Genomic DNA, 24,613 nt, shown 5'->3' with positions numbered 1-24,613 from the left:
CCGTGGGACCGCCCTTTGGACGGTCCAACGGCATACCTTGCTGGCTGGGTGACGCTTGTGGTCATCTCCCGCTGTCCGGCGGGCAGCTCACGTCGGGCTTCGTGCATCGGGGCAGTCCTTACTAGGAGTCGGCGGACGGGATGTGCCTGGGGTGGTCGGCTCCGCTCCTTGTCCACTCGCTGAGCAGCGCGATGACGGGCGGTACCGACCGGTCAGCGCGCTAAGAGACGTGCTCGGGCGTACGGTCGAGTTCGGCCTGCAGACGGCGTGTGATCTCGGTGAGGCGGTCTTTGCCGACGGGGTGGCCCTGGGCTCGGATCGCCGCTTCGACGTGGCGGCGGGAGACACGTCCTTGGCGGCCCAGGGGCGCGGCGCGGCCGAGAGCCAGGAGCGTTTCCGTGGAAGCGCTGGGCTGCCGACCCTTGATCGGGCTGTGGGGCTGACGCACATCCGCCACTTCGGCCGGGGGGTCCGCCACGTCCGCGATGTCCTCCGCCACAACTTCGGGCCGTGCTTGTGCCGCATCCTTTGAGGCATCGGCCGTGTCGCTGTCCGGAGAGGACCGCAGCAAGTCCTCGACGTGAGTGTGGCGCTGAGCACTGACCGGTTCAGTCGAGTGCCGTCCAGTGGGGTGGCGGCGGATGACGAGATCCAGGTGGACGGCTCCGGCGAGCGCGAGCGGGGCGATGGCCGACAAGGCGCCGACGGTGACGTCGTCCAGGTGGAGCCCGGCGGCGTCGCTCTCCTGGTTGAGACGGACGGCGTGCAGGGCGTTCGCCCAGATGCTCGTGATGGTGGCGACGCCGACGAGGGCCCAGACGTAGAGGCGGGAGCGCCAGGGGGCGGCGCGCAGGATGAGCAGGGCCGCGACGCCGATGGCGATGAACCCGTCGATCACGAGCGGGAAGGCGTACGTCAGCACCCCGCGGATGTGGATCGCCACTGCCATCTGTCGCAGGGCGTCGTACGAGAGAGCGAAGCCGATCGTGCCGACCAGAGCGACTCCCAGGCGGATCGCGGCGGTCATCAACGGCACGGGGGCCGTGGTGGTGCGTGCAGGCAAGCGGGTGCTCCAAGCAGGGAGGGCTGGTGGGCAGCGAGGTGGCGGACCCGTCGCACCCGTCGCACGGCTGGTCAGAGCAGGTACGGGTGATCGTCGTGGTACGAGACGACTCGTCGCAGCGACGACACCCGTCACGGGGTTGACCTGCGATGCGACGGGTGCGACGAGTCTTTACGGGTGCGGGTCCGGGCCTGTCGGGGCGCTCTCGTCACCGTTCTCGGAGGCGGACTCCTCCGGGCAGTACCGCGCCCAGGCGTCGGTGAAGCGGAGCCGGGCGAAGCCCTTGGCCTGCCTGCCGCCCTCGAAGCGGAGGGTGGCGGCCTTGATGTCGAAGTCCTTCAGAAGGAGCCCAAGATGGCGTGGGCTGAGGCCGGTGGTGCCGTACTCGGCCCACGGAGCCTCCTGGTCCTTGAGAAGCTCCTCCAGCAGGTCCCGGGTGCGCATGATGTCCGGGTCGCCGCAGCGGGCGAAGGCGCGCCGGATGTCCTGCAGCAGGCGGGTCTTGAGGTTGGACTCGTCGTCCTTGTCCGCCTCGGCGGCGCACATGGCCACACAGGCAGCGCGCGCGTCCTCGGGCCAGGTGCCGCCGGCCAGCTCCGCGACGATCACGAGCGGTTCCCAGGTGTCCGCCGCCCGGTCCTGCACCGGCATCCGCGGTACCAGGTCCGCGGCGGTGTCCATGAGCGGACGGATCCAGGCCGCCAGGCGGTCCCGCAGGGCGTGCAGGGCTGGGATGTCGCGGCGGGAGCGGAACTGCTCGACGCGCTCGCCGTCCTTGCGGCGTTGCATGCGGATAACCACCGCCCGGTCCATGACCGTGTCCGGCAGGGCGCCGATGCCGGCGAGCGCGGCCATGGCGAAGGTGGGGAACTTCCGCGTCTTGTGCTCGGGGCCGGAGATCCGCAGGGCGGGCCGGTTGCGCTGGTGGCCGGCGTTGAGCAGGCCGCGCAGCTCCTCGTTCTTCTCGGCGGCCTTGATGCTGCCGAAGATGGTGTCGGCCTCGTCCACCAGCAGAGTGGGCGGGTCGTCACCGATGGCACGGAAGACGACAGCCGGGCTGGTGTTCACGGTGATCAGCGGGTCATGCGCCGTCTCCGTGATCACGTCCAGCAGGCGGGACTTGCCGCACCGCTTCGCCGGCCCGACCACCGCCAGGCGCGGAGCGTGCTGCAGCGCGGGCTGGAGGTGCGTGGCCGCCACCCACAGCGTGACGGCGGTCAGGGCCTCGCCACTGGGCAGGATCACGTACCGGGCGATCGCTGCGCGCAGCTCGTCCAGCAGGCCGGCGCCCTCGTTGGAGCTGTCGGTCCGATCACGCTCGCTGGATGAGGGATCGGACGCCAGGCCCTGGCCGGGGATGGCCACGGGTGGCCAAGACGGGGTGACGGCGGGTGCGGTGGGGGTGTGAGAGGTCGTAGATTCGTCCACAGGCGTTCCTCCCCGGTGAGCCGGACGGGCAAGGTCCGGCTCACCAAGACAGATCGTTTTCTGGCAAGGGGCGATGGGGGAAGGGGCCGCGCGGCTCCCGGCGGTGGCTCGCCGGGAGCCGCTTCGCTTCCCGTGAAGGGTTCTCAGACCGCCAGGTCGTACGCGGCCTGGGCATTGAGCCAGGCGTCCACCTCGGTCCAGCGGTAGCGCAGGTGGCGGCCGACCTTGTGCACGTTCGGGCCGATGCCCCGGTACTTCCACTGGTAGAGCGTCTTGACCGGCACCCCGAGGTACTCGGCGACTTCCGCCGGGGTGGCCAGGGGGCCGCGTCGGGAGGCGTCGGCGGTGGCGCGGGCGGGACGGGGGGAAAGGCTCGGCATAGGGCTCCCTTTTCGGTTTCGGACAACTGCGTGGACAACACAGCCACACCCTGGGCGGAGAAGTCCAGAGTTGGTTCTAGAAGACTCCAGAAGTTCCCGTTGGTGAGCACGGGAGGCAATACCGTAAGGGCGAATTGGCGGTTGACCAAAAAGTCGGCGCCAGGGTGGCGGGTGGTTCGTACGGGCAGGTGGTGCCCCATCGGCGAAGGATGAAGTCAGCTATAGTGCGCTCGATTTCCGGCGAGCGGAGTCGGCGACGCAGCCTTTCCAGTACCGTATGGCAGGCGTTAGTCGGGGCGATTGTGGATCCGGTGGGAAGCGACTTCTGTAGGGTTTAAGAACCAACTCTTGCCAAAGGCTTCGGCTGCAAGTTACAGCTACCTGTTATGGCAACTAGACCTCTTGAAATGGGCCCCGCCGGCCTGCATACCGCCCGCGCCATCGAGCGCATGCGGCTGGCGCTCGGCCTCACCCAGCATCAACTGGCCGCCCGCTGCACCGCGATGGGCCGCCCGATGACCAACACCGCGGTCAGTCGCACGGAGCGCGCCCATCGGCGCTGCGACATCGACGATCTCGTCCTGATAGCCGCAGCCCTCGGTGTCCCGCCGGCGGATCTGCTGCCTACTGGGGCCCGGCTCGCCCATCCTCGTCACTCCGCCGCAGACGCCTGCGGCGGAGCCCGGGAGGCCCTCCTTGGCTGACGTGTACGACCGCTGGCACAAGTCCCATCCCAAGCCGGACGACACCCAGTGCAGCGAGCACAAGAGCCGCACCCGGCGGATGGTTCCGACCTCTGACCACGGGACCGGGAAGCGCTGGCAGGTCCGGTACCGGGACCTGGACGGCCACCAGCGCAAGGAGAACTTCCACACGAGGGCCGAGGCCGACAAACGGGCGGCCGAGGTCGACGTCGAGATCCGGAGCGGCAGCTACGTTGTTCCCGCCGAGACGAAGCAGACGCTCGGCGCCTACGCCCAGAGGTGGCTCGACGCGAACTCGGTCGGCCCGACCACGGCCCTCCGCTACGAGGCCACCGTCCGCAACCACATCGTGGCCCACCTCGGCCGGCGCGAGCTGCGGTCCTTGAACAAGCCCTCGGTCGTTCAGGGCTGGATCCGCACACTGCAGGACGGCGGCTTCGAGGTGTCGACGATCGAGGGCATCTTCGACGTCCTCTCCAGCATCCTCGGCATGGCCGTGGAGGACGGACTGCTGCCGAAGAACCCGTGCAAGTCGAAGTCGGTCAAGCTGCCGACCGCGACCAAGAAGAAGATCGTCCCCTGGTCCCTGGAGCGCGTGCGTGCCGTCATCGCCGGGTTGCCCGAACGCTTCCAGGCCGGCGGCAAGCTCGCCTTCGGCTGCGGCCTGCGGCAGGGAGAGATCTTCGGCTTCGCCGTCGAGGACATCGACTTCAAGGGCGGCTGGATCCACGTCAACCGCCAGGTGCGGCTCGTCGGCACGAAGCCGGTTTTCGCTCTGCCCAAGGGCAACCGGATCCGGTCAGTGCCGCTGTCGGCTCAGCTTTCCACTGCCCTCAAGGCCCACATGAGGCGATTTCCGCCCACGGCGGTCACGCTGCCCTGGGCAAAGCCCGACGGCGAGCCCAAGACCTTCCGACTGCTCTTCGTCGACGAGAAGGGCCGGGCCTACAACCGCAGCGTCTTCAACATGGGCGCCTGGAAACGAGCCCTGGTCGCCGCCGAAGTGATCCCTCCTCGCAAGCGCGGGGCGAGGTATCTCCAGGCGGCCCCGGAGGACGGCATGCACGCCCTCCGGCACGCGTACGCCTCCGTGCTCCTGGACGCGGGGGAGAGCATCAAGGCGCTCTCCGAATACCTCGGCCACTCGGACCCGGGCTTCACGCTCCGGACGTACACACACCTGCTGCCGTCCAGCGAGAGCCGGACCCGCAAGGCGATCGACGACGCCTTCACCGGCGCGGAGCCGCCGGAAACCGGAGAGCCGCAGGGCACATCACCGCCCCCAGCGAATCCAATGTGCCCTCAATGTGCCCTGGCCGCCTGACGGCCTCTCTCCGGCACGCAAAAGGGCGAGGCCCGAAGACCCCGCCCGACTCTCACGAAACCCCAGCTCAGGGCCACACCAGGCAGTACGGCTGATGCCCCGCCTCATGCAGCCGGTGGCTGAAGTCCTGCCACTCGTGCAGCAGCTGGTACACGTTGAACGCGTCCCGCGGGCCGCCCCGGTCGGGGACGGTGGACCAGATGAAGGCCGCCGCGCCGACCGCTTCCTCGCCGATGCCGCGCAGGGGGTCGACGACCGTCATGGGGAGCTTCACGACCGCGTAGTCGGGGTGCAGGACGACCAGTTCCAGGGGCGGGACCTTGTGCAGGGGGACGCCTTCGATGCCGGTGAGGACCATGGCGGCCATGGTTTCCGGCTTGATCTTGGTGAACATGCCGTTCATGCCGAGCTCGTCGCCGCCGAGTTCCTCGGGACGCATCGAGATCGGGACACGGGCCGCGGTGGCGCCGTCCGGCGCGCCGAAGTACTTGTACGTCACCCCCACCCGACCACCATTCCTGCTCCCCGCCCCGCTCAGAGGGTCGATCCGCTCCGGCTCGCCGTGGGTCCGGCGCGTCTCGTCCGTGTCCTCCGCCTCGCGCCGGTGCCTTCCCCGCCGGGCACGTCGAGGACCCAGGCCGTCAGTCCCCTCGCCCAGTCCGCCACCGCGATGCATATCTCCACCCGACTGCTTTTCTAGGACGCGTGGCCCCCGCCGCGCAACCCGATCATCGTGACAGTGACCTCCCCCACGGCCGCCCGCCGAAACGTGCGGTGAAACATCTTGTCCGGGGGATCTTCGCAGCCTCCCGCCGCCCTGGCCGTGTGAGCTGTGTGTACCAGAGGACAGTTTCGCAGATCACGGCGGATCGGGGGCCGGATGCCCGGGGCCGCGGCTGGCCTACCCTGAGACGAGTCATACGCACCCGCAGCCCGGCGAGAGGCCGGGACGTCGGAGAAGGTCGGAGAAGTCGCAGGTCATGAGCGAACTGCCATATTCGTACGAAGCCCCAGCCTCGCAGGCGCTGTTCGATCGTGCCGCCGCCGTCACCCCCGGTGGTGTGAACTCCCCGGTGCGCGCCTTCCGCGCCGTCGGCGGCACGCCCCGGTTCATGGTGTCCGGAACGGGTCCCTATCTGACCGACGCCGACGGGCGTGAGTACGTCGACCTCGTCTGCTCGTGGGGGCCGATGATCCTCGGGCACGCGCACCCCGAGGTGATCGCCGCCGTGCAGGAGGCCGTCGCGCGCGGCACGTCCTTCGGCACGCCCGGTGAGGGCGAGGTCGCGCTCGCCGAGGAGATGGTCGCGAGGATCGGGCCGCTGGAGCAGGTGCGGCTCGTCTCCAGCGGGACCGAGGCCACCATGTCGGCGATCCGGCTCGCGCGCGGGTTCACGCAGCGCACCAAGGTGATCAAGTTCGCGGGCTGCTACCACGGTCACGTCGACTCGCTGCTCGCCTCCGCCGGCTCCGGGGTGGCCACCTTCGCGCTCCCCGACACGCCCGGAGTCACCGGCGCGCAGGCCGGCGACACGATCGTGCTGCCGTACAACGACCTCGACGCCGTGCACGCCGCGTTCGCCGCGCACCCCGGTGAGATCGCCTGCGTGATCACCGAGGCGTCGCCGGGCAACATGGGCGTCGTACCGCCGCTGCCCGGGTTCAACCAGGGACTGAAGGACGCGTGCGCCGCCAACGGCGCGCTGTACATCTCCGACGAGGTGATGACGGGGTTCCGTACCAGCCGGGAGGGCTGGTACGGCGTCGACGGCGTCCGGCCCGACCTGATGACCTTCGGCAAGGTGATGGGCGGCGGCTTCCCGGCCGCGGCGTTCGGCGGGCGCGCCGACGTGATGGGCCGTCTCGCCCCCGCCGGGCCCGTCTACCAGGCCGGCACCCTCTCCGGCAACCCCGTCGCCACCGCCGCCGGGCTCGCCCAGCTGCGGCTGCTCGACGACGCCGCGTACGAGAAGGTGAACGCCGTCTCGGCGCAGATCCGGTCCCTCGTCACCGAGGCGCTGACCAAGGAGGGCGTCGCGCACACGCTGCAGAACGCCTCCAACATGTTCTCCGTCTTCTTCACCGACCGGGCGGTGCGCAACTACGACGACGCCAAGGCCCAGGAGTCGTTCCGCTTCACCGCGTTCTTCCACTCCCTCCTCGCGAGTGGCGTCTACCTGCCGCCGTCGGCCTTCGAGTCCTGGTTCGTGTCCACGGCCCATGACGAGCGGGCCGTCCAGCGCATCGCCGACGCCCTCCCGGCGGCGGCCCGCGCGGCAGCCGAGGCCACGGCATGAGCGCCCCGCGCAAGGACGACGACGTCACGGTCGTCCATCTGATGCGGCACGGCGAGGTCGAGAACCCCGACGGTGTCCTGTACGGCAGGCTGGCCGGCTACCACCTCTCCGAGCTGGGCCGGCGCATGGCCGACCGGGTCGGCGAGCACCTCGCTCCCCGTGACATCACGCATGTCGTCGCCTCCCCGCTGGAGCGGGCGCAGGAGACGGCCGAGCCCATCGCCAAGGCGCACGGCCTGGACATCGCCACCGACGAGCGGCTGATCGAGGCGGAGAACGTCTTCCAGGGCAAGACCTTCGGCATCGGCGACGGCGCGCTGCGCCGCCCGGCCAACTGGAAGCACGTCGTCAACCCGTTCAAGCCGTCCTGGGGCGAGCCGTACGTCGACCAGGTGATCCGCATGATGGGCGCGCTGAACGCGGCCAAGGACGCGGCGCGCGGGCACGAGGCGGTGCTGGTGAGCCACCAGCTGCCGATCTGGATCGTGCGGTCCTACGTGGAGAAGCGGCGGCTGTGGCACGACCCGCGCAGGCGGCAGTGCACGCTCGCCTCGCTGACCTCGTTCACCTACCGGGGGGACAGGATCGTCTCCGTCGGCTACAGCGAGCCGGCCCGCGATCTCGTCCCCGCGCATCTGCTGGCGGGCGCCAGGCCGGTGAAGGGGAAGGGCAAGGCCTTCGGGGCGTGACCCCGAGGCATTCGGTGTGCAACGGACGTAAGCCCCGGTAGGTCACGGCCTTCCGGGGTTTCGTTGCGAAACCTCCGCAATTGGCGGGAACCTCCCGCTCCATCACGTCCTCTGAGTGAGTGACCATCCAGAGGACGTGACGAAGGGGGACGCCATGCGTGCTCTCTCCCGCAGGGGAATGCTCGGGCTCGGCGCGGGTGCCGGTGCCGCCGCCGCCGTCTCGCTGGCCGGCTGCGGCGGCCACACAGGCTCGGACGGCGCGACCCCCGGCGGCGGTTCCCGCTCCGGCGAGCGGCCCGGTAAGCCGAAGCCGACGAAGACGGCCCGGCCGATCGGTGACGGTTCCACCTCCTTCACCGGCGAGCAGCCCCACCAGCCGGAGAAGCCGGTGCCGCTGGAGCCGGGTCAGACGCCCCCGCAGTTCGTCGTCTTCTCCTGGGACGGGGCCGGCGAGGTCGGCAACGGGCTCTTCCCGCGCTTCCTCGACCTCGCCAAGGAGCACGGCGCGGCCATGACCTTCTTCCTCTCGGGCGTGTACCTCCTCCCCGAGTCGAAGAAGCGGCTCTACGACCCGCCGAACAACCCGCGCGGCGCCTCCGACATCGGCTACCTCACCGACGACCACATCAAGGACACGCTGAAGAACCTCCGCCGCGCCTGGCTCGAGGGCCACGAGATCGGCACCCACTTCAACGGTCACTTCTGCGCCGGCTCCGGCAGTGTCGGCAACTGGACGCCGCGGCAGTGGCGCAGCGAGATCGAGCAGGCCAAGTCGTTCGTGAAGGAGTGGCGGACCAACTCCGGCTGGACCGACCTGGAGTCCCTGCCGTTCGACTACGACAAGGAACTGGTCGGCGGCCGTACGCCCTGCCTCCTCGGCCAGGAGAAGCTGCTGCCCACGGCCCGCGAGCTGGGCTGGCGCTACGACGCGTCCTCGCCCGGCGGGCGGCAGGTGTGGCCCGCGAAGAAGAAGGGCATATGGGACCTTCCGCTCCAGCAGATACCTTTCCCCGGACGTTCCTTCGAAGTCCTGTCGATGGACTACAACATGCTCGCCAACCAGTCCCTCAACACGACCAAGGCGCCCGCCCACAACTACCCGGGCTGGCGCGAACAGGCCGCCGGGGCCTACATATCGGGCTTCAAGCGGGCATACAAGTCGAACCGGGCGCCCTTCTTCATCGGCAACCACTTCGAGCAGTGGAACGGCGGCATCTACATGGACGCCGTGGAACAGGCGCTCAAGCACATCGCGCGGGAGAAGGAGAAGGGCGGTGACGTGAGGCTCGTCTCCTTCCGGCAGTTCACCGACTGGCTGGACGTGCAGAAGCCCGAGATCCTGGAGCGCCTGCGCACCCTGGACGTGGGGCAGGAGCCGGCGGGCGGCTGGAAGGCGTTCGCCGAGGACCCCGCCGGCACCGCCGGAACGGGGACGGGCAACGCCGCCTGATATGCGGTTTCCGTCCGGGAGGGGCGCTCGCAGGGGGGTGCGCAAGATCCCCAGAACGGGCATGCGAAACTTTTCACATGAGTGCCGCCAGCCGCGCCCCCCAGCGCTCGAACCGGGCCCCGCAGAGCTCGAACCGCGCCACCCGTGACGTCCGCGTCCGCCGCCGCACCGCCCTCGCCGCCGGCGCGGCCGCGACCGCACTGCTCGTCTCGGCGTGCACGTCGGGCGGCACCTCGGGCGGGGGAGGCAACACCAACTTCGTGGCCGGCAAGGACGGCATCTCCACGGTCGCCCAGGACAAGCGCGTCGCCGCGCCCGAGCTGTCCGGCGAGACGCTCGAGGGCGAGCAGCTCGACGTCGCCGACTACAAGGGCAAGGTCGTCGTCCTCAACGTGTGGGGCTCCTGGTGCAACCCGTGCCGCGCGGAGGCGAAGTACTTCGCCAAGGTGGCCGAGGACTACGCCGACAAGGGCGTGCAGTTCGTCGGCATCAACACACGCGACGGCAGCACCACGGCCGCCCTCGCCTTCGAGAAGGACTTCGGCATCCCCTACCCGAGCCTGTACGACCCCACGGGCAAGCTGATGCTCCGCTTCGAGAAGGGCACCCTCAACCCGCAGGCCATTCCCTCCACCCTGGTCCTGGACCGGGACGGGAGGGTCGCGGCCCGCTCGCTGACCGCGCTCGACGAGACGCGGCTGCTGAAGATGCTCGAGCCGGTCGTCGCGGAGAAGTGACGTGACGGCCCTGTACACCCTCGCCGCCGATACGGGCTACAACGGCACGGTGCTCAACGGCGCCCTGCTGCTCGCCCTGCCCCTCGCGCTGCTCGCCGGACTCGTCTCCTTCTTCTCGCCCTGCGTGCTGCCGCTGGTCCCCGGCTACCTCTCCTACGTCACCGGCGTCTCCGGAACCGACCTGGCCGAGGCCCGGCGCGGCCGGATGCTGGCCGGCGCCTCCCTGTTCGTCCTCGGCTTCACCGTCGTGTTCGTCTCGGGCGGCGCCTTCTTCGGGTACTTCGGCCAGACCCTCCAGGAGCAGTCGGGCGTCCTGTCCAAGGTGCTCGGCGTCCTCATGATCCTCATGGGCGTCTTCTTCATGGGCCTGATGCCCCGGCTCACCCAGCGCGAGTTCCGCTTCCACAAGCGGCCGGCGACCGGGCTGGCCGGCGCACCCGTCCTCGGCGCCCTGTTCGGCATCGGCTGGACCCCGTGCATCGGCCCGACGCTCGCCTCCGTCACCGCCCTGTCGTTCAACGAGGCCACCGCAGGCCGTGGCGCGCTGCTCACGGTCGCGTACTGCCTCGGCCTCGGCGTGCCCTTCGTGGTCACCGCCGTCGCCTTCCGCAAGGCGCTCGGCGCGTTCGGCTGGGTCAAGCGCCACTACGCCTGGGTGATGCGCATCGGCGGCATCATGATGATCGCGACCGGACTGCTGCTGCTGACCGGCGTGTGGGACACCCTCGTGCAGCAGATGCAGACCTGGTCCAACGGCTTCACGGTGGGGATCTGACCCGATGAGCGACACCACGACGGACAACACCCCGAAGACCGGTGACGACCCGGACCTGGGCGCCGCCGGCTCCCAGCTGTCCACCGCCCCCAAGGAGGAGGCGCCGAACCTGCCGTCCCTGGGCGTCATCGGCTGGGCCCGCTGGTTCTGGCGCCAGCTCACCTCCATGCGGGTCGCGCTGCTGCTGCTCCTGCTGCTGTCGCTGGCCGCGATCCCCGGCTCGCTGATCCCGCAGACCGGCATCGACGAGACGAGGGTCGCCGACTTCCGCGAGCAGCACGACATCCTCGCGCCCGTCTACGACAAGCTCGGGCTCTTCAACGTCTACAGCTCGGTGTGGTTCTCGGCGATCTACATCCTGCTGTTCATCTCCCTCATCGGCTGCATCATGCCCCGCACCTGGCAGTTCGTCGGCCAGCTGCGCGGCCGCCCGCCGGGCGCCCCCCGGCGGCTGACCCGGCTGCCCGCCCACACCACCTGGCGCACCGAGGCCGCTCCCGAGGAGGTCCGGGAGGCCGCGCTCGCCCTGCTGAGGAAGCGCCGCTTCCGCGCCCACATCACCGGTGACGCGGTCGCCGCCGAGAAGGGCTATCTGCGCGAGGTCGGCAACCTGCTCTTCCACATGGCGCTGATCGTGATGCTGATCGCCTTCGCCTGGGGCCAGCTGTTCAAGTCGGAGGGCAACAAGCTGATCGTCGAGGGCGACGGCTTCGCCAACACGCTCACGCAGTACGACGACTTCAAGTCCGGGAACCTGTTCACCAACGAGGACCTGGAGCCGTTCAGCTTCAACGTCGAGGAGTTCAGCGGCACCTACGAGCGCACCGGCCCCAACAAGGGCACCCCGCGCACGTACGAGACGGAGCTCACCTACACCGAGGGAGCCGACGGCGAGGAGAGGACCGCCGTCGTCAAGGTGAACAAGCCCCTCAAGGTCGGGGACGCCAAGATCTACCTCGTCAGCCACGGCTACGCGCCCGTCGTGACCGTCCGCGACGGCAAGGGCGAGATCGTCTTCCAGGACGCCGTGCCGCTGCTGCCGCTCGACGGCAATGTCACCTCCTCCGGCGTGGTCAAGGTCCTCGACGGCTACCGCAACCCGGAGGGCGAGAAGGAACAGCTCGGCTTCAACGCCTTCTTCGTGCCCACCTTCGGCGGCTCCGCCAGCGGCACGATGCTGTCCCAGTTCCCGGCGCTGGACTATCCGGTGCTCGCCCTGTCCGCCTACCACGGCGACCTGAAGGCGGACTCCGGTATTCCGCAGAGCGTGTACCAGATGGACAAGACCAAGATGAAGGAGTTCAAGGACGCCGACGGCGAGCTGTTCAAGCAGCTGCTCATGCCGGGCGAGACCATGACGCTCCCGAACGGCGCCGGCTCGGTCACCTTCGAGAAGGACATCAAGGAGTGGGCGGGCTTCCAGGTCGTCCAGGAGTCGGGTGCCGGCTGGGCGCTCGGCGGTTCCGTCGTGGCCATCGCCGGCCTCGCCGGCTCCCTGTTCATCCAGCGCCGCCGGCTGTGGGTGCGCGCGGTCGAGGGCCCCGACGGTGTGACCGTCGTCGAGATGGCCGGGCTCGGCCGCAGCGAGTCCGCGAAGGTGCCCGAGGAACTCGGCCACCTCGCCGGGCTCCTCTACGACAAGGCGCCGGGCGCAGCGGAGACCGACCCGCACGAGACCTCCCCGAAGACATCCGAACCCACCGATACCGAAGACGTACCTGCCGAAGGGGCTGAGCAGTGACTCTCGCCGCCGCGACCAACGAGAACCTCGCGGAGATCAGCAACGTGCTGATCTACTCCGCGATGGCGATCTACACCTTGGCCTTCTTCGCGTACATCGCGGAGTGGCTCCTGGGCAGCCGCAGCAAGGTGGCCCGTACGGCGGCCGCCCTGACCCCCAAGGCGGCTTCCAGGACGGGACCGGCCGTCACCGTGAAGCAGGCCGGCGGCACCGCCGTGCTGGAGCGGCCGAAGGTCGTCGTCCGCGCCACGGGCGGTACGCGCGACGTGCCCGACGGGCCCGGCGCTCACGGCGGTGACGAGAAGGGCGACCTCTACGGGCGTATCGCCATCTCCCTCACCGTCCTCGCGTTCGCCCTCGCCTTCGGGGGCGTGCTCACCCGCGCGCTGTCCGTGGAGCGGGCGCCGTGGGGCAACATGTACGAGTTCAACATCACGTTCTCCACGACCGCCGTCGGTGTGTACCTGCTGCTGCTGGCGCTGAAGAAGAACGTCCGCTGGCTGGGCCTCTTCCTGACCACCTCGGTCCTCCTCGATCTCGGTCTCGCCGTCACTGTCTTGTACACCGAGAGCGACCAGTTGGTTCCCGCCCTCCACTCGTACTGGCTCTACATCCACGTCTCCACGGCGATCCTGTGCGGCGCGGTGTTCTACGTCGGCGCCTTCGCCACGATCATGTACCTGTTCAAGGACGCGTACGAGAACAAGCTGGCGAACGGCGGCAAGCCCGGCAGCTTCGCGACCTCGTTCCTGGAGCGGCTGCCCGCCTCCTCCTCGCTGGACAAGTTCGCCTACCGCGTCAACGCGGCCGTGTTCCCGCTGTGGACGTTCACGATCATCGCGGGCGCCATCTGGGCCGGTGACGCGTGGGGCCGCTACTGGGGCTGGGACCCGAAGGAGACCTGGTCCTTCATCACCTGGGTCGCCTACGCCGGCTACCTGCACGCCCGCGCGACGGCCGGCTGGAAGGGCCGCAAGGCCGCGTACCTGGCCCTGGCCGCCTTCGGCTGCTGGCTGTTCAACTACTACGGCGTGAACATCTTCGTCTCCGGCAAGCACTCCTACGCCGACGTCGGGATGGGTGTGCTGCAGTCGGTCGGCTTCTGACGCACCGGGACGGAGGGGCCCCGGGGGGCGAAATCCTGCCCCCCGGGGCCCCTCTGTAGCCTGTGCCCGATCACCGCCGAACGCGGGGCAGTCGGGCCTGGGAGGAACGTCATGGGTGCTCCGGCACTGGAGGAGTTGCGGGAGGTCTGCCAGCCGCAGGCCAAGATGGAGAGCCGCAACGGCGAGCACTGGGCCGGGCGGCTCTACATGCGCAAGATATCCCTGCGCACCACCCGCCACCTGGTGCGCACCCCCGTCACGCCCGACCAGCTCACCTGGACCATGGTCGTGTGCGGAGTGGCCTCCGGCGCCGCGCTGATGATCCCCGGCCTGACCGGCGCGGTCCTCGCCGTGATCCTCATGCAGCTGTTCCTGCTCTTCGACTGCGTGGACGGCGAGGTCGCCCGCTGGAAGGGCCAGAACAGCGCGACCGGCATCTACGTCGACCGCCTCGGCGCGTACCTCGCCGACGCGGCCCTGCTGGCCGGCGCCGGCTACCGCGCCGCCGAGTCCGGCGTCGGCGGCTGGCTGTCGATCGGCATGGCCACGGCTCTCGGGGTCGTCCTGCTCAAGGCCTCCACCGACCTGGTGGACGTCGCCCGCGCCCGCCGCGGCCTGATGGTCGCCGACGACGAATCCACCCGCCCCCGCTCCCAGGGTGTCGCCACGGTCCGCCGCATCGCCGCCGCGTTCAAGATCCACCGCGTGACGAACGGCATCGAGGCCTCCCTCGTCCTCCTCGTCGCCGCCCTCGCCGACACGCTGACCGACAGCATCGACCCGACCCGCTGGGCCCTGGCCGCCCTCGCCGTGATCACCTGGGTGATGGTCCCGGCCCACCTCCTGTCGATCCTGTCGTCGTCCCGCCTGCGCTGAGCATCCGGGGCGCGCACCGGGAAAGTCCGACGCCGAGTCAAAACCATTCACCCGCCTGGGTGAATATTGCGGCTTTGTCCCCTTCCGGGGTCCCGGCCTCCTTACGTTCAGTGCACGTGCCGACGACATATGTCGGCCGCAGTCAGCGCTGAGCACCAAGGAAACCCATGGTCAAGCCGCCCCACGAGGCGATGCACCGCATCTTTCAGCACGACCCCGGACTCTTCAGTCGCGTCTCACGCTTCCTCGGAGTCGACATCCCCAGGCCCCTCAGGGCCACGCCCCTGCCGACCGACCTGACGGAGACCAGCCCCGTCGAACGCCGGGTCGATACGGTCCTGCGGTTCGAGACCGCGGAGCGGGGTGACTTCCTCCTCGCCATCGAGGCCCAGGGCAGCAGGAACCCGGACAAGCCGGCGAGCTGGGCGTACTACACCAGCTACCTGTGGACCAAGTACCGGCTGCCGACCGCGCTGCTCGTCGTCTGCCAGGACCACACCACGGCCAAATGGGCCCAGCAGGCGGTCAGCAGCGGACCGCCCGAACTGCCCACCCTCACCCTGCGCCCCGTGGTCGCCGGCCCGCACAACATGCCCGTGATCACCGACCCGGAGGAGGCCCGCGCCGACCTCGTCCTGGCCAGCCTGGCGGCCATCACACACGCCGCCGAACCAGCCGTGAATGCCATACTGAAGGCCCTCTCCACCGCATTGCGGGACGTGCCCGAAGACATCGCGGACCCCATCGTCGAATTCACCGCACAAGGCCTGGGCAAGCACCCGGCCAAGCACCTCTGGAGGAACCTGGTGGCCGTGGACCTCTCCTTCTACAAGTCGTACCTCGTCGAAGAGATCAGGGAAGAAGCCCGCGTCGAGGGCCGTATCGAGGGCCGTGTCGTAGGCCTCTCCGAAGGCGAGACACGACGTGCCGCCATGGATGTTCTGGCTGTCCTGGAGGAGCGTGGCATCGATGTGCCGGAGGACGCTCGTGAGCGGATTACGGACTGTGACGATCCCGAGATCTTGAGCCGCTGGCACCGCCGGGCCGTCACCGCCCCGACGGTCGAGGACATCTTCGAAGAGCAGTGATCCGTCCGGGTCGCGTTCGCGGCCCGGATTTCACACTCATCCCGGGTTCAGCGCATCGCACTGGATCTGGGCAGGCGCCTCTGGAGGAACCTGGTGGCCGTGGACCTCTCCTTCTACAAGTCGTACCTCGTCGAAGAGATCAGGGAAGAAGCCCGTGTCGTGGCTCTCGCTGAGGGCGAGACACGACGTGCCGCCATGGATGTTCTGGCTGTCCTGGAGGAGCGTGGCATCGATGTGCCGGAGGACGCTCGTGAGCGGGTTACGGACTGTGACGATCCCGAGATCTTGAGCCGCTGGATCCGACGGGCCGTCACCGTGCCGATGGTCGAGGACATCTTCGAAGAGCAGTGATCCGTCCGGGTCGCGTTCGCGGCCCGGATTTCACACTCATCCCGGGTTCAGCGCATCGCACTGGATCTGGGCAGGCGCCTCTGGAGGAACCTGGTGGCCGTGGACCTCTCCTTCTACAAGTCGTACCTCGTCGAAGAGATCAGGGAAGAAGCCCGTGTCGTGGCTCTCGCTGAGGGTGAGACGCGACGTGCCGCCATGGATGTTCTGGCTGTCCTGGAGGAGCGTGGCATCGATGTGCCGGAGGATGCTCGTGAGCGGATTACGGGCTGTGACGATCCCGAGATTCTGAGCCGCTGGCACCGACGGGCCGTCACCGTGTCGACGGTTGAGGAGGTCTTCGCAGAGGGGTGAGGTGTTCGGGCCCCGCGATCAGCCCGGTTACGGGCTGATCGATCGCCAGATCCGGTCCGGCAGGGTCTCCGCCGTCTCGTCGAGGTCGATGTCGCCGAGGGTCAGCCAGCGGCGGCTGGCGGCGGTGACCGGGCCGAGGACGAGGGATTCGAGGACCGGGACGGGCAGGGGGGACACCTCGCCGGAGGCGACGTGCCGGTTCGCCCATGCGGTCAGCGGGGTGAACCGGGCCTCCTGGGCGTCACGGAGCTGCTTCGCCTGGCGCATGCCGAGTTCGTCGGCGCGGGAGGAGTGCAGGAGAAGGGCCGCGTCCCGGTGGTCGCGGATGAAGGCGAGGTACGTCCGTACGAGTGATTCGATGCCGGTGCGGGCGGAGTCGGACCGCTCCAGGGCCGTGACCATCTCCGCCAGCAGCCGCTCCAGCCAGCGCAGCAGCAGGGCGGTCAGCAGGCCGTCCATGCTGCCGAAGTGGTGGTAAAGGCTGCCGGGACTGACACCGCTCGCCCCGGTCACCGCGCTGACGGTGAGGCCCTGTTCGCCCGACTCCCCGTACACGCGCAGCGCCGCGTCCAGGAGCTGTTCGGCGGTGACCTCGCCGCGGTGCTGCTTGGGGCTCATCGTGGTGTCGCTGTACCTTCCAGGTACTTCTGGAGTGAATTTCTAGAATTCCCTTCCAATTCTAGCCCGCTCTGCTTCACACTGACCCCTGCCGATGGTGCGGTCCGTCCGTCACGGGGGAACGGGCGGGCCACCACCAGCGGCGCGACGGCGGAGCGACGACAACGGGGCAGGCGTGATCGAGCTGGGCGGAAGCGGTGCCGAACCGCTGGAGGACGAGGACCCACGGCGGATCGGACCGATCCCGCTCGTCGGACGGCTCGGAGCCGGCGGCATGGGCCGGGTCTATCTCGGGGTCCACGAAGGGCGTTACGCCGCCGTCAAGCAGCTGCTGCCGTCGGTCGTCGGCGAGGACAAGGACTTCCTGCGCCGCTTCGGACACGAGCTGGACAACCTGGCCCGCTTACCCGAGCACGCCACCGCACCGCTGCTCGCGGGCGACCGCACCGCCCGGCCCCCGTGGTTCGCCACCGCCTACGTCCCCGGCCTCACCCTGCGCGAGGCTCTCGACGTCCACGAGGGTCCGCTGCCCGCGGACGCCCTGTGGCTGTTGCTGCGCGAGGCCGCCGCGGGGCTCGCCGCGGTGCACGCGCTGGACATGGTGCACCGGGACATCAAGCCGACCAACGTCATGCTCACCCTGGACGGCCTCACCCTCATCGACTTCGGTGTGGCCCGCGCCGCCGAGCAGAGCCAGCTCACCCGCACCGGCATGGTGGTGGGCACGCCCGCCTACATGTCCCCCGAACAGGCCTCGGGGGCACGCACGTCGACCGGCGCCGTCGACGTCTTCGCGCTCGGTTCCGTCCTCGCCTACGCGGCGAGCGGCCGGCCGCCGTTCGGCGACGAGTCCGGACACGGCGTGCTCTACCGGATCGTGCACGAGGAACCCGACCTCGACGCCGTACGGGACGTGGATCCCGAACTCGCCGAGGTCGTCGAGGCCTGCCTGGACAAGGACTACGAGGGCCGGCCCACCGCCGCCGAACTGGTCGAACTCGCCGACCGGCACGGCCCGTTCACCCCGCCCCTGTGGCCGGAGGCCGTCACCGCCCGGTTGACCGAACGGGCCGCCTTCGCGGCGCGGACGCCGGTCGCCCCGGTCCTGCCGGAGGAACCCGGGGAAGGCAAGGAGCCGGAAGGGCCGCCCCGGGCAGCCGAGCCCGCGGCCGACAAGCCGCGCCGCCGGACGCGAGTGATCCCCGTGGTCGTCCCCGTGGTCGTCGTGGCGACCGGCACCACCCTCGCCTTCACCCTCCTGCCCTACACCTTCGACGCCGATGCGGAGGCGGGCTCCACCCCCTCCGCGTCGGTCACCGTGTCCGCCACCGCCACGCCGCCGGGCACGCCCGGCGGGTCCGCGACGTCCTCGCCGTCACCGTCGGCCGGCGCGTCCTCCTCGAAGAAAAGCCCGGAACCCGGATCCGAGGAGTCGGCGACCGCTCCCGGACCGGCGGCGACCGACAACGGCTCCGACGACGGAGACGGGGACGGGGGCGGGGACGGGGGCGGGGGTGGAGACGCGGGCCCAGGCGCAGGCGCGGGCGAGAAGGGCGGCGGAGGCGGTGGCGACTCCTCCTCGGGCGAGGACACGGGTACGGGCACGGAGACCAAGGCCCCGGCGCCGAGCGGCGTCACCCTGCGCAACGGGTCGAGCGGGCTGTGCCTCACCTCGTCCGGAAGGGCCGGCTACGGCAACGTCTCCATGGGCGACTGTGCGGCCGGAGCGGCCGATTGGAGTCTGCGGAGCGTCTCGTCCGGCACGTACCGCATCGTCCACCGGGCGTCCGGCAACTGCCTGTCCGCCTACGGTTCGATGCACAGCGCGACCTGTGGAGCGGACAACTCCCAGGAGTGGCGTCTCGGTTCGGGCGGCGCCGTGGTCCTCCAGCGCACCGGCCAGTGCCTGGAGCACGCCCGGCCGAGCGGCATGATCATGACCCGGGCGTGCAGCGGAACGGCGGCCCAGAGCTGGGCCAGGGGCTGACGCGGGGACGGGGCCCGGTCAGCCGGCCCCGCCGCGGTCGCCGTCCCCCGGCTTGTCGTCCTTGTCCTTGTCCCTGTCCCTGTCCGTCTCCGTCTCGTCGTTCAGGGACTTCAGGAACTCGGGGTTGTCGTCCGGCGCCACCCACTGCCGTCGGCCGCCGCCCCCGCCCCAGGCGGAGCCGCCCGCGCCCGCGGGGTGGCGCTTCTTGCCGGCGATGAGCCAGGAGATCGAGCCGACCAGCGGAAACAGCAGCACGAGGATCGCCCACAACGGCTTGGGCATGTGACGGATGTCCTCGTCCTTCGTACTGATGCAGTCGATGAACGCGTACACGCTCAGTGCCAGTGGCACGAGGAACATCAGCACCCGCAACATGGGGCCTCTCCAGCGAAAGCAAGCGAAAGCGGTGGGCGGTACAGGGCCAGCGTAACCGCTCGGGGATACTTGACCGCATGGCTTACGACGATCTTCGCTCCCTGCTCAGGGCGCTGGAGCGCGAGGGCGACCTCAAGCGCATCAAGGCCGAGGTCGACCCGCACCTGGAGGTCGGTGAGATCGTCGACCGGGTGAACAAGGCCGGCGGTCCCGCCCTGCTCTTCGAGAACGTGCGCGGCTCGAGCATGCCCCTCGCCATGAACGTGTACGGCACCGACCGCCGCCTGCTGAAGGCGCTCGGGCTGAAGTCGTACACGGACATCAGCGACAAGATCGGCGGGCTGCTCAGGCCCGAGCTGCCGCAGGGCTTCATCGGTGTGCGCGAGGCCTTCGGGAAGCTCGGCTCGATGACGCACGTACCGCCGAAGAAGGTGAAGTCGCAGGACGCGCCCGTGCACGAGGTCGTGCTCACCGGCGACGACGTGGACCTCGACCGGCTGCCGGCGCTGTTCACCTGGCCCAAGGACGGCGGCTCCTTCTTCAACCTGGGGCTCACCCACACCAAGGACCCGGAGACCGGCATCCGGAACCTGGGCCTGTACCGGCTCCAGCGGCACGACAAGCGCACCATCGGCATGCACTGGCAGATCCACAAGGACAGCCGCAACCACTACCAGGTGGCCGCGCGGCGCGGTGAGCGGCTGCCGGTCGCCATCGCGTTCGGCTGCCCGCCGGCCGTGACGTACGCCTCCACCGCGCCGCTGCCCGGGGACATCGACGAGTACCTGTTCGCCGGGTTCCTCCAGGGCAAGCGGATCGAGATGGTCGACTGCAAGACCGTCCCGCTGCAGGTTCCGGCGCAGGCCGAGGTCGTCATCGAGGGCTGGCTGGAGCCGGGCGAGATGCTGCCCGAGGGGCCCTACGGCGACCACACCGGCTTCTACACCCCGCAGGAACCCTTCCCCGCGCTGAAGATCGACTGCGTGACGATGCGGAAGCGGCCGCTGCTCCAGTCGATCGTCGTCGGCCGGCCGCCGACCGAGGACGGGCCGTTGGGGCGGGCGACCGAGCGCTTCTTCCTGCCGCTGCTGAAGATCATCGTGCCGGACATCGTGGACTACCACCTCCCCGAGTCGGGCGGCTTCCACAACTGCGCGATCGTCTCGATCGACAAGAAGTACCCCAAACACGCCCAGAAGGTGATGCACGCCATCTGGGGCGCCCACATGATGTCGTTGACCAAGCTGATCGTGGTCGTCGACTCCGACTGCGACGTCCACGACCTGCACGAGGTCTCCTGGCGGGCCCTCGGCAACACCGACTACGCCCGTGACCTCACCGTCGTCGAAGGCCCGGTCGACCATCTCGACCACTCCTCGTACCAGCAGTTCTGGGGCGGCAAGGCGGGCATCGACGCGACGAAGAAGTGGCCCGAGGAGGGGTACACGCGCGACGGGGGCTGGCCCGACATGGTGGAGTCCGACCCCGAGACGGCGGCGAAGGTCGACCGCCGCTGGAAGGAGTACGGACTGTGAGTGACGTCGCCGTCGGCGGCCCGGCGCTCTTCATCGGCACCGACACCGACTACGTGGCCCTCGTCCGCCCCGAGCTGGACCCGGGCGACGAGGGGGTCCGCCGGGCCGCCGAGGAGGCGGGCGTCACGCCCGAGGAGCTGGCCGGACCGGGCGACACCTGGGCGGTGCTCTTCGAGCGGGGCGGCGACGGCGACGGCTTCGAACTGCCCGGCGTGCGCGACACGGAACCCGCCGACTTCGCGCGGCGGCTGCGCGAGGAACTCGCCGCGGCGAGCGGACCGTTCACGGTCGACGGCGGCGCGGTGCTGCGGCTGGACGCCCGCCCGTCCGGCGCCGACGCGTACGTCTTCACGGCGCACCTCACCCCGCCCGACGACGCCGGCACCCCACTGACCGTGGAGACGGGACCGCTGCCCGCCGCGGAGCTGCTGGCCGACCTCGACACGTTCCTCGGGAGCCTCGCATGATGACCACCGCCGACGGGGTCGTGGGTTCGCAGCCGGCCCCCCGTCCGGGACGCACCAGGGCGTTCCTGCGCCTCGTCATGATCGAGCACTCGGTGTTCGCGCTGCCCTTCGCCTACATCGCCGCGCTCACCGCGATGTACGAGTCGGACAAGAGCATCCACTGGGTCGAACTGCTCCTGGTCACCGTCGCCATGGTCGGGCTGCGGACCTTCGCGATGGCCGCCAACCGGATCATCGACCGCGAGATCGACGCCCGTAACCCGCGCACCGCGCACCGTGAACTGGTCACCGGGGCGGTGTCGGTCAGGCACGCCTGGACCGGCGCGCTGATCGCCCTCGTCGTCTTCCTCGGCGCGGCGGCCCTGCTCAACCCCCTCTGCCTCGCCCTCGCGCCGGTCGCCGTCATCCCGATGGTGGTGTATCCGTACGGCAAGCGGTTCACCGACTTCCCGCAGGCCATCCTCGGTCTCGCGCAGGCCATGGGTCCGGTCGGCGGCTGGCTGGCCGTCACCGGGGCGTGGTCCTGGGACGCCGTCGTCCTCGGTCTGGCGGTCGGCGTCTGGATCGGCGGCTTCGACCTGATCTACGCCTGCCAGGACGTCGACACCGACCGGGAGACCGGCGTGCGGTCCGTCCCGGCCCGCTTCGGCATCCCGGCCGCGGTGTGGGGCGCCCGTGTCTGCCACGCCGTGACGACGGCCCTCTTCGTCTGGTACGCCCTCCTCACCGACGCCGGTGCCTTCTTCTGGCTGGGGCTGCTGATCGTCGCGGGAGCCTTCGTCTACGAGCACACCATCGTCCGCCCCACCGACCTGACCCGCCTGAACCGGGCCTTCTTCAGCGTCAACGGCTTCATCGGCATCGCGTTGTTCGTCTGCGCACTGCTGGACCTGCTGGTACGGGGCCTGACGGTCTAGGCGTCCTGTCCCGGGCACGTCGGCGACACGGGTCGCCCCGCCGGGAGCGCGGCCTCCGGGCCCGCTGGGGCTGAACGACGCGATCGACGGCCGGCCGACCCGGTACGCGGTCGTGCGGGACCGGTACGACGCCGAGGGTTACGTCTGCACCCGGACGACGGCCGGAGACCCTGCGGACGTCCCGGCCTGTCCGGTGCCCGTGGACGTGGACCCGAGCAGTGCTTCGGAGTCCCGGACCGGCAGTGAGGCGCGGCCCCCGCTCCTCCCGCACGGTGGCCGGGAGGCGTCGGCTCACCGGGTGAGGGCGTCCGGCCGGTCCTGTCGGCGGCGGAAGAGGAACGCCGCCGTCACGCCCGCCGCCAGGCCGATCAGGTGGCCCTGCCAGCTGACGCCGGACTGGGTCGGGGCGAGGCCCGCGAGGATCGAGCCGCCCCAGACCGCCGCGATCAGCACGCCGGCGACCACGCCCAGCGGGCGGCGCTCGACGAAGCCGCTGACCAGCAGGAAGCCGAAGAGGCCGAAGATCAGGCCGGAGGCGCCCGCGGTGTTGGTGTGCGCCGGGGATATGAGCCACACCCCCAGACCGTCGGCCACGACGATCACGGCGCAGACGGCGAGGAACCGGCGTATCCCCCCGAGCGCCGCCAGGAAGCCCAGCACCAGCAGCGGCACGGTGTTGGCGGCCACATGGGCGAAGCCGAAGTGGAGGAAGGCGGCCGGGACGATGTCGACCAGCTCGGACGGGGTGCGCGGCACGATGCCGTAGTCGTCCAGGGCGTTCCCGGCGGCCGTGTCGATCACTTCGAGCAGCCACAGCAGCGCCACCCAGCCCACCATCAGCTTGGCCGCGGTCCTGACCCGGTCTCCCTGCGACCACTGCGAACCCGAACCCGAACCTGAACCCGACATCATCCACCCCCCGCCGTCGACCCGTTCTCTCTGAAGAACGCCCGGCCCCCTTGCCCGGTTCCCACCCTGTGACTCCCGATAGGCTCGGTGTCGTGAACCCAGTCAAGCCAGGAGAGACGCGGCGTACGCCTTGGATCGTAGGGGTCTCCGGTGCTTCCGGCACCCCGTATGCCGCCTCGGTGCTGCGCGCGCTGCTCGCCGCCGGTGAGAGCGTCGACCTCGTCGTCAGCCGGGCCTCGCGGCTCACCCTGCTCGACGAGACCGGCATCTCCTTCCGTGACGCCCACTGGCGCGACGACCTGCGGGAGTGGCTGTCGCGGGGCGCGGACGGAAAGCCGGAGGCGTTCACCGTCGACCTCGACGGCGTACGGCACTGGACCGCCGGTGACCTCGCGGCCGGGCCGTCCTCGGGGTCGTATCCGAGCAAGGGCATGCTGATCGTGCCCGCCTCCACGGCCTGTGTGGCCGGGGTGGCGCTCGGCCTGTCCAAGGACCTGTTGCAGCGGGCGGCGAGCGTGACCCTGAAAGAGGGACGCAAGCTGGTCGTGGCCGTGCGGGAGACCCCGCTGAACGGCCAGACCCTGCGGCACCTGGTGACGCTGGACGACGCGGGCGCCGCCGTGGTGCCCGCCTCGCCGGCCTTCTACGCGGGCGCGACGCACATCCAGGACCTGGTGGACTTCGTCGCCGGACGCGTACTGGACGCGGCGGGAGTGGAGCACCGGCTCTACCGCCGCTGGAAGGGCGAACTCGGCGGCGGATCCCGCACCGACTGAGCACGTCACCACGGCACAGCACGAGCACGACACGGCACGTGCCGCGAGCAGCACCCTTCTCAAGTACCACGCTTCTCAAGTACCACCCTTTTCAAGAACTTTCGTACCTCTTCAGTGGAAGGCTCGATTCGAATGGACGCGGTGGACAGGCAGCTCATCCAGGCCCTGAGGGAGAACGGCCGGGCCTCGTACGCGGAACTGGGGCGCCTCGTCGGCCTGTCGGGACCCAGCGTCACCGACCGCATCAACCGGCTGGAGGCGGCCGGTGTCATCACCGGCTACCGCGCCACCGTGGACGCCGCCTCGCTCGGCCTCGGCGTCGCCGCCCTGATCGGTGTCTCGCTCTCCGACGCCGCCGACCACGAGGACGTGGCCCAGCGGCTGAAGGAGCTGAGCGAGATCGAGGACTGCTGGTTCATCGCCGGTGACGACTCCTTCATGCTCAAGGTGCGCGCGAGCGACGTGGACGGCCTGGAGAAGATCATCCGTAGGCTGTCCGGCACCAAGGGCGTCTCCCGGACCCGTACGACGATCGTGCTCTCCACCAAGTGGGAGAACCGCGTCGGTGAGCTGCCGGAAGAGGTGCAGTAGGCGGGGCGCGGAGCGCCGTTCGGGGGTCCCCGCGCCCGGAAGGCGGGGGAGTACGGTTGACCGGGTCTGCCTGAAGAG

Annotated in this window: 26 protein-coding genes; 19 read left to right on the top strand and 7 right to left on the bottom strand. The window is 70.0% G+C overall.

Going from position 1 to position 24,613, the window contains the following annotated elements:
• Nucleotides 1-220: 220 nt before the first annotated feature.
• From ACZ434_RS07245 to ACZ434_RS07235, 3 genes are all read right to left on the bottom strand, one after another.
• A complete protein-coding gene (locus tag ACZ434_RS07245; protein WP_468452692.1) occupies nucleotides 221-1,027 on the bottom strand; it encodes a DUF2637 domain-containing protein in 807 nt (268 codons plus the stop codon).
• A 207-nt stretch (nucleotides 1,028-1,234) separates the two neighbouring features.
• Complete coding sequence (locus ACZ434_RS07240; protein ID WP_468452690.1) at nucleotides 1,235-2,491, bottom strand: DUF3631 domain-containing protein; 1,257 nt, start codon at nucleotides 2,489-2,491, stop codon at nucleotides 1,235-1,237.
• Nucleotides 2,492-2,634: 143 nt separating this feature from the next.
• Nucleotides 2,635-2,871: a helix-turn-helix transcriptional regulator gene (locus ACZ434_RS07235; RefSeq protein ID WP_071528887.1), complete on the bottom strand. Its 237-nt coding sequence runs from the start codon at nucleotides 2,869-2,871 to the stop codon at nucleotides 2,635-2,637.
• Between the two features lie 407 nt (nucleotides 2,872-3,278).
• Here ACZ434_RS07235 and ACZ434_RS07230 point away from each other — a divergent pair, with 407 nt between their 5' ends.
• On the top strand, nucleotides 3,279-3,575 hold the full coding sequence (locus tag ACZ434_RS07230) for a helix-turn-helix domain-containing protein (RefSeq protein ID WP_468452688.1): 297 nt from the start codon (nucleotides 3,279-3,281) through the stop codon (nucleotides 3,573-3,575).
• 1 nt (nucleotide 3,576) lies between these two features.
• Nucleotides 3,577-4,899, top strand: a complete 1,323-nt coding sequence (locus ACZ434_RS07225; RefSeq protein ID WP_468452942.1) for a tyrosine-type recombinase/integrase — start codon at nucleotides 3,577-3,579, stop codon at nucleotides 4,897-4,899.
• Between the two features lie 67 nt (nucleotides 4,900-4,966).
• On the opposite strand, the gene ACZ434_RS07220 is transcribed toward ACZ434_RS07225, so the two are convergent.
• Entirely contained in the window at nucleotides 4,967-5,404 is a 438-nt protein-coding gene (locus ACZ434_RS07220) for a hypothetical protein (RefSeq protein ID WP_003974483.1), read from the bottom strand.
• Nucleotides 5,405-5,879: 475 nt separating this feature from the next.
• On the opposite strand from ACZ434_RS07220, the gene hemL reads away from it, so the two are divergent.
• The 11 genes from hemL to ACZ434_RS07165 all read left to right on the top strand — a co-directional run bounded on the left by hemL (nucleotide 5,880) and on the right by ACZ434_RS07165 (nucleotide 16,360).
• Nucleotides 5,880-7,196 carry a glutamate-1-semialdehyde 2,1-aminomutase gene (gene hemL / locus ACZ434_RS07215; RefSeq protein ID WP_468452686.1) on the top strand — a complete coding sequence of 439 codons (1,317 nt, stop codon included), beginning with the start codon at nucleotides 5,880-5,882 and terminating at the stop codon, nucleotides 7,194-7,196.
• Nucleotides 7,193-7,885: a histidine phosphatase family protein gene (locus tag ACZ434_RS07210; RefSeq protein WP_468452684.1), complete on the top strand. Its 693-nt coding sequence runs from the start codon at nucleotides 7,193-7,195 to the stop codon at nucleotides 7,883-7,885. The genes hemL and ACZ434_RS07210 overlap by 4 nt, the downstream gene beginning before the upstream one ends.
• A 154-nt stretch (nucleotides 7,886-8,039) precedes the next feature.
• Nucleotides 8,040-9,335: a polysaccharide deacetylase family protein gene (locus ACZ434_RS07205; protein WP_468452682.1), complete on the top strand. Its 1,296-nt coding sequence runs from the start codon at nucleotides 8,040-8,042 to the stop codon at nucleotides 9,333-9,335.
• A 77-nt stretch (nucleotides 9,336-9,412) separates the two neighbouring features.
• Entirely contained in the window at nucleotides 9,413-10,072 is a 660-nt protein-coding gene (locus tag ACZ434_RS07200; protein ID WP_468452680.1) for a TlpA family protein disulfide reductase, read from the top strand.
• Between the two features lies 1 nt (nucleotide 10,073).
• A complete protein-coding gene (locus ACZ434_RS07195; RefSeq protein ID WP_468452678.1) occupies nucleotides 10,074-10,847 on the top strand; it encodes a cytochrome c biogenesis CcdA family protein in 774 nt (257 codons plus the stop codon).
• Between the two features lie 4 nt (nucleotides 10,848-10,851).
• A complete protein-coding gene (gene resB / locus ACZ434_RS07190) occupies nucleotides 10,852-12,588 on the top strand; it encodes a cytochrome c biogenesis protein ResB (protein ID WP_468452676.1) in 1,737 nt (578 codons plus the stop codon).
• Nucleotides 12,585-13,694: a c-type cytochrome biogenesis protein CcsB gene (gene ccsB / locus ACZ434_RS07185; protein WP_468452674.1), complete on the top strand. Its 1,110-nt coding sequence runs from the start codon at nucleotides 12,585-12,587 to the stop codon at nucleotides 13,692-13,694. The genes resB and ccsB overlap by 4 nt, the downstream gene beginning before the upstream one ends.
• A gap of 111 nt (nucleotides 13,695-13,805) precedes the next feature.
• Nucleotides 13,806-14,570 (top strand): CDP-alcohol phosphatidyltransferase family protein, encoded by a 765-nt coding sequence (locus ACZ434_RS07180; protein WP_468452672.1) that lies wholly within the window; start codon nucleotides 13,806-13,808, stop codon nucleotides 14,568-14,570.
• A 167-nt stretch (nucleotides 14,571-14,737) separates the two neighbouring features.
• The gene (locus tag ACZ434_RS07175) at nucleotides 14,738-15,658 is read left to right on the top strand and encodes an RpnC/YadD family protein (protein ID WP_468452670.1); all 921 of its coding nucleotides are present in this window, start codon (nucleotides 14,738-14,740) and stop codon (nucleotides 15,656-15,658) included.
• Nucleotides 15,659-15,757: 99 nt separating this feature from the next.
• A complete protein-coding gene (locus ACZ434_RS07170; RefSeq protein ID WP_468452668.1) occupies nucleotides 15,758-16,009 on the top strand; it encodes a hypothetical protein in 252 nt (83 codons plus the stop codon).
• Nucleotides 16,010-16,108: 99 nt separating this feature from the next.
• Nucleotides 16,109-16,360, top strand: a complete 252-nt coding sequence (locus ACZ434_RS07165) for a hypothetical protein (protein WP_468452666.1) — start codon at nucleotides 16,109-16,111, stop codon at nucleotides 16,358-16,360.
• Nucleotides 16,361-16,387: 27 nt separating this feature from the next.
• Here ACZ434_RS07165 and ACZ434_RS07160 read toward each other — a convergent pair whose 3' ends face one another.
• Complete coding sequence (locus ACZ434_RS07160) at nucleotides 16,388-16,978, bottom strand: TetR/AcrR family transcriptional regulator (RefSeq protein ID WP_468452664.1); 591 nt, start codon at nucleotides 16,976-16,978, stop codon at nucleotides 16,388-16,390.
• A 175-nt stretch (nucleotides 16,979-17,153) separates the two neighbouring features.
• On the opposite strand from ACZ434_RS07160, the gene ACZ434_RS07155 reads away from it, so the two are divergent.
• Nucleotides 17,154-18,965: a serine/threonine-protein kinase gene (locus ACZ434_RS07155; protein ID WP_468452663.1), complete on the top strand. Its 1,812-nt coding sequence runs from the start codon at nucleotides 17,154-17,156 to the stop codon at nucleotides 18,963-18,965.
• Between the two features lie 18 nt (nucleotides 18,966-18,983).
• Here ACZ434_RS07155 and ACZ434_RS07150 read toward each other — a convergent pair whose 3' ends face one another.
• A complete protein-coding gene (locus tag ACZ434_RS07150) occupies nucleotides 18,984-19,340 on the bottom strand; it encodes a PLD nuclease N-terminal domain-containing protein (RefSeq protein WP_468452662.1) in 357 nt (118 codons plus the stop codon).
• 77 nt (nucleotides 19,341-19,417) lie between these two features.
• Between ACZ434_RS07150 and ACZ434_RS07145 the strand changes: the two genes are divergently transcribed.
• Genes ACZ434_RS07145 through mqnP form a run of 3 tightly spaced genes read left to right on the top strand, consistent with a single transcriptional unit; the run spans nucleotide 19,418 to nucleotide 22,259 of the window.
• Entirely contained in the window at nucleotides 19,418-20,875 is a 1,458-nt protein-coding gene (locus tag ACZ434_RS07145) for a menaquinone biosynthesis decarboxylase (protein WP_468452661.1), read from the top strand.
• On the top strand, nucleotides 20,872-21,342 hold the full coding sequence (locus ACZ434_RS07140) for a hypothetical protein (protein ID WP_468452660.1): 471 nt from the start codon (nucleotides 20,872-20,874) through the stop codon (nucleotides 21,340-21,342). The genes ACZ434_RS07145 and ACZ434_RS07140 overlap by 4 nt, the downstream gene beginning before the upstream one ends.
• A complete protein-coding gene (gene mqnP, locus ACZ434_RS07135) occupies nucleotides 21,339-22,259 on the top strand; it encodes a menaquinone biosynthesis prenyltransferase MqnP (protein ID WP_468452658.1) in 921 nt (306 codons plus the stop codon). Before ACZ434_RS07140 ends, mqnP begins: the two co-directional genes overlap by 4 nt.
• A gap of 291 nt (nucleotides 22,260-22,550) precedes the next feature.
• Here mqnP and ACZ434_RS07130 read toward each other — a convergent pair whose 3' ends face one another.
• Nucleotides 22,551-23,171, bottom strand: coding sequence for a rhomboid family intramembrane serine protease (locus ACZ434_RS07130; RefSeq protein ID WP_468452656.1), 621 nt, complete (start codon nucleotides 23,169-23,171; stop codon nucleotides 22,551-22,553).
• Nucleotides 23,172-23,260: 89 nt separating this feature from the next.
• Between ACZ434_RS07130 and ACZ434_RS07125 the strand changes: the two genes are divergently transcribed.
• Nucleotides 23,261-23,944 (top strand): UbiX family flavin prenyltransferase, encoded by a 684-nt coding sequence (locus tag ACZ434_RS07125; protein ID WP_468452654.1) that lies wholly within the window; start codon nucleotides 23,261-23,263, stop codon nucleotides 23,942-23,944.
• 132 nt (nucleotides 23,945-24,076) lie between these two features.
• Nucleotides 24,077-24,535 carry an Lrp/AsnC family transcriptional regulator gene (locus ACZ434_RS07120; protein WP_468452652.1) on the top strand — a complete coding sequence of 153 codons (459 nt, stop codon included), beginning with the start codon at nucleotides 24,077-24,079 and terminating at the stop codon, nucleotides 24,533-24,535.
• The last annotated feature ends 78 nt before the right edge of the window (nucleotides 24,536-24,613 follow it).

This window comes from Streptomyces sp. NPDC030893, from assembly GCF_055571535.1.
The sequence above is the reverse complement of the archived record's forward strand: the minus strand, read 5'-3'. Positions and strand labels throughout refer to the sequence as shown.

Coding starts and splice junctions, on each gene's coding strand:
- mqnP (WP_468452658.1), top strand. CDS start 21,339: ATGATGACCACCGCCGACGGGGTCGTGGGTTCGCAGCCGGCCCCCCGT.
- hemL (WP_468452686.1), top strand. CDS start 5,880: ATGAGCGAACTGCCATATTCGTACGAAGCCCCAGCCTCGCAGGCGCTG.
- ACZ434_RS07180 (WP_468452672.1), top strand. CDS start 13,806: ATGGGTGCTCCGGCACTGGAGGAGTTGCGGGAGGTCTGCCAGCCGCAG.
- ACZ434_RS07205 (WP_468452682.1), top strand. CDS start 8,040: ATGCGTGCTCTCTCCCGCAGGGGAATGCTCGGGCTCGGCGCGGGTGCC.
- ACZ434_RS07230 (WP_468452688.1), top strand. CDS start 3,279: ATGGGCCCCGCCGGCCTGCATACCGCCCGCGCCATCGAGCGCATGCGG.
- resB (WP_468452676.1), top strand. CDS start 10,852: ATGAGCGACACCACGACGGACAACACCCCGAAGACCGGTGACGACCCG.
- ACZ434_RS07245 (WP_468452692.1), bottom strand. CDS start 1,027: ATGACCGCCGCGATCCGCCTGGGAGTCGCTCTGGTCGGCACGATCGGC.
- ACZ434_RS07235 (WP_071528887.1), bottom strand. CDS start 2,871: ATGCCGAGCCTTTCCCCCCGTCCCGCCCGCGCCACCGCCGACGCCTCC.
- ACZ434_RS07175 (WP_468452670.1), top strand. CDS start 14,738: ATGGTCAAGCCGCCCCACGAGGCGATGCACCGCATCTTTCAGCACGAC.
- ACZ434_RS07145 (WP_468452661.1), top strand. CDS start 19,418: ATGGCTTACGACGATCTTCGCTCCCTGCTCAGGGCGCTGGAGCGCGAG.
- ACZ434_RS07150 (WP_468452662.1), bottom strand. CDS start 19,340: ATGTTGCGGGTGCTGATGTTCCTCGTGCCACTGGCACTGAGCGTGTAC.
- ACZ434_RS07210 (WP_468452684.1), top strand. CDS start 7,193: ATGAGCGCCCCGCGCAAGGACGACGACGTCACGGTCGTCCATCTGATG.
- ACZ434_RS07200 (WP_468452680.1), top strand. CDS start 9,413: ATGAGTGCCGCCAGCCGCGCCCCCCAGCGCTCGAACCGGGCCCCGCAG.
- ACZ434_RS07120 (WP_468452652.1), top strand. CDS start 24,077: ATGGACGCGGTGGACAGGCAGCTCATCCAGGCCCTGAGGGAGAACGGC.
- ACZ434_RS07130 (WP_468452656.1), bottom strand. CDS start 23,171: ATGATGTCGGGTTCAGGTTCGGGTTCGGGTTCGCAGTGGTCGCAGGGA.
- ACZ434_RS07160 (WP_468452664.1), bottom strand. CDS start 16,978: ATGAGCCCCAAGCAGCACCGCGGCGAGGTCACCGCCGAACAGCTCCTG.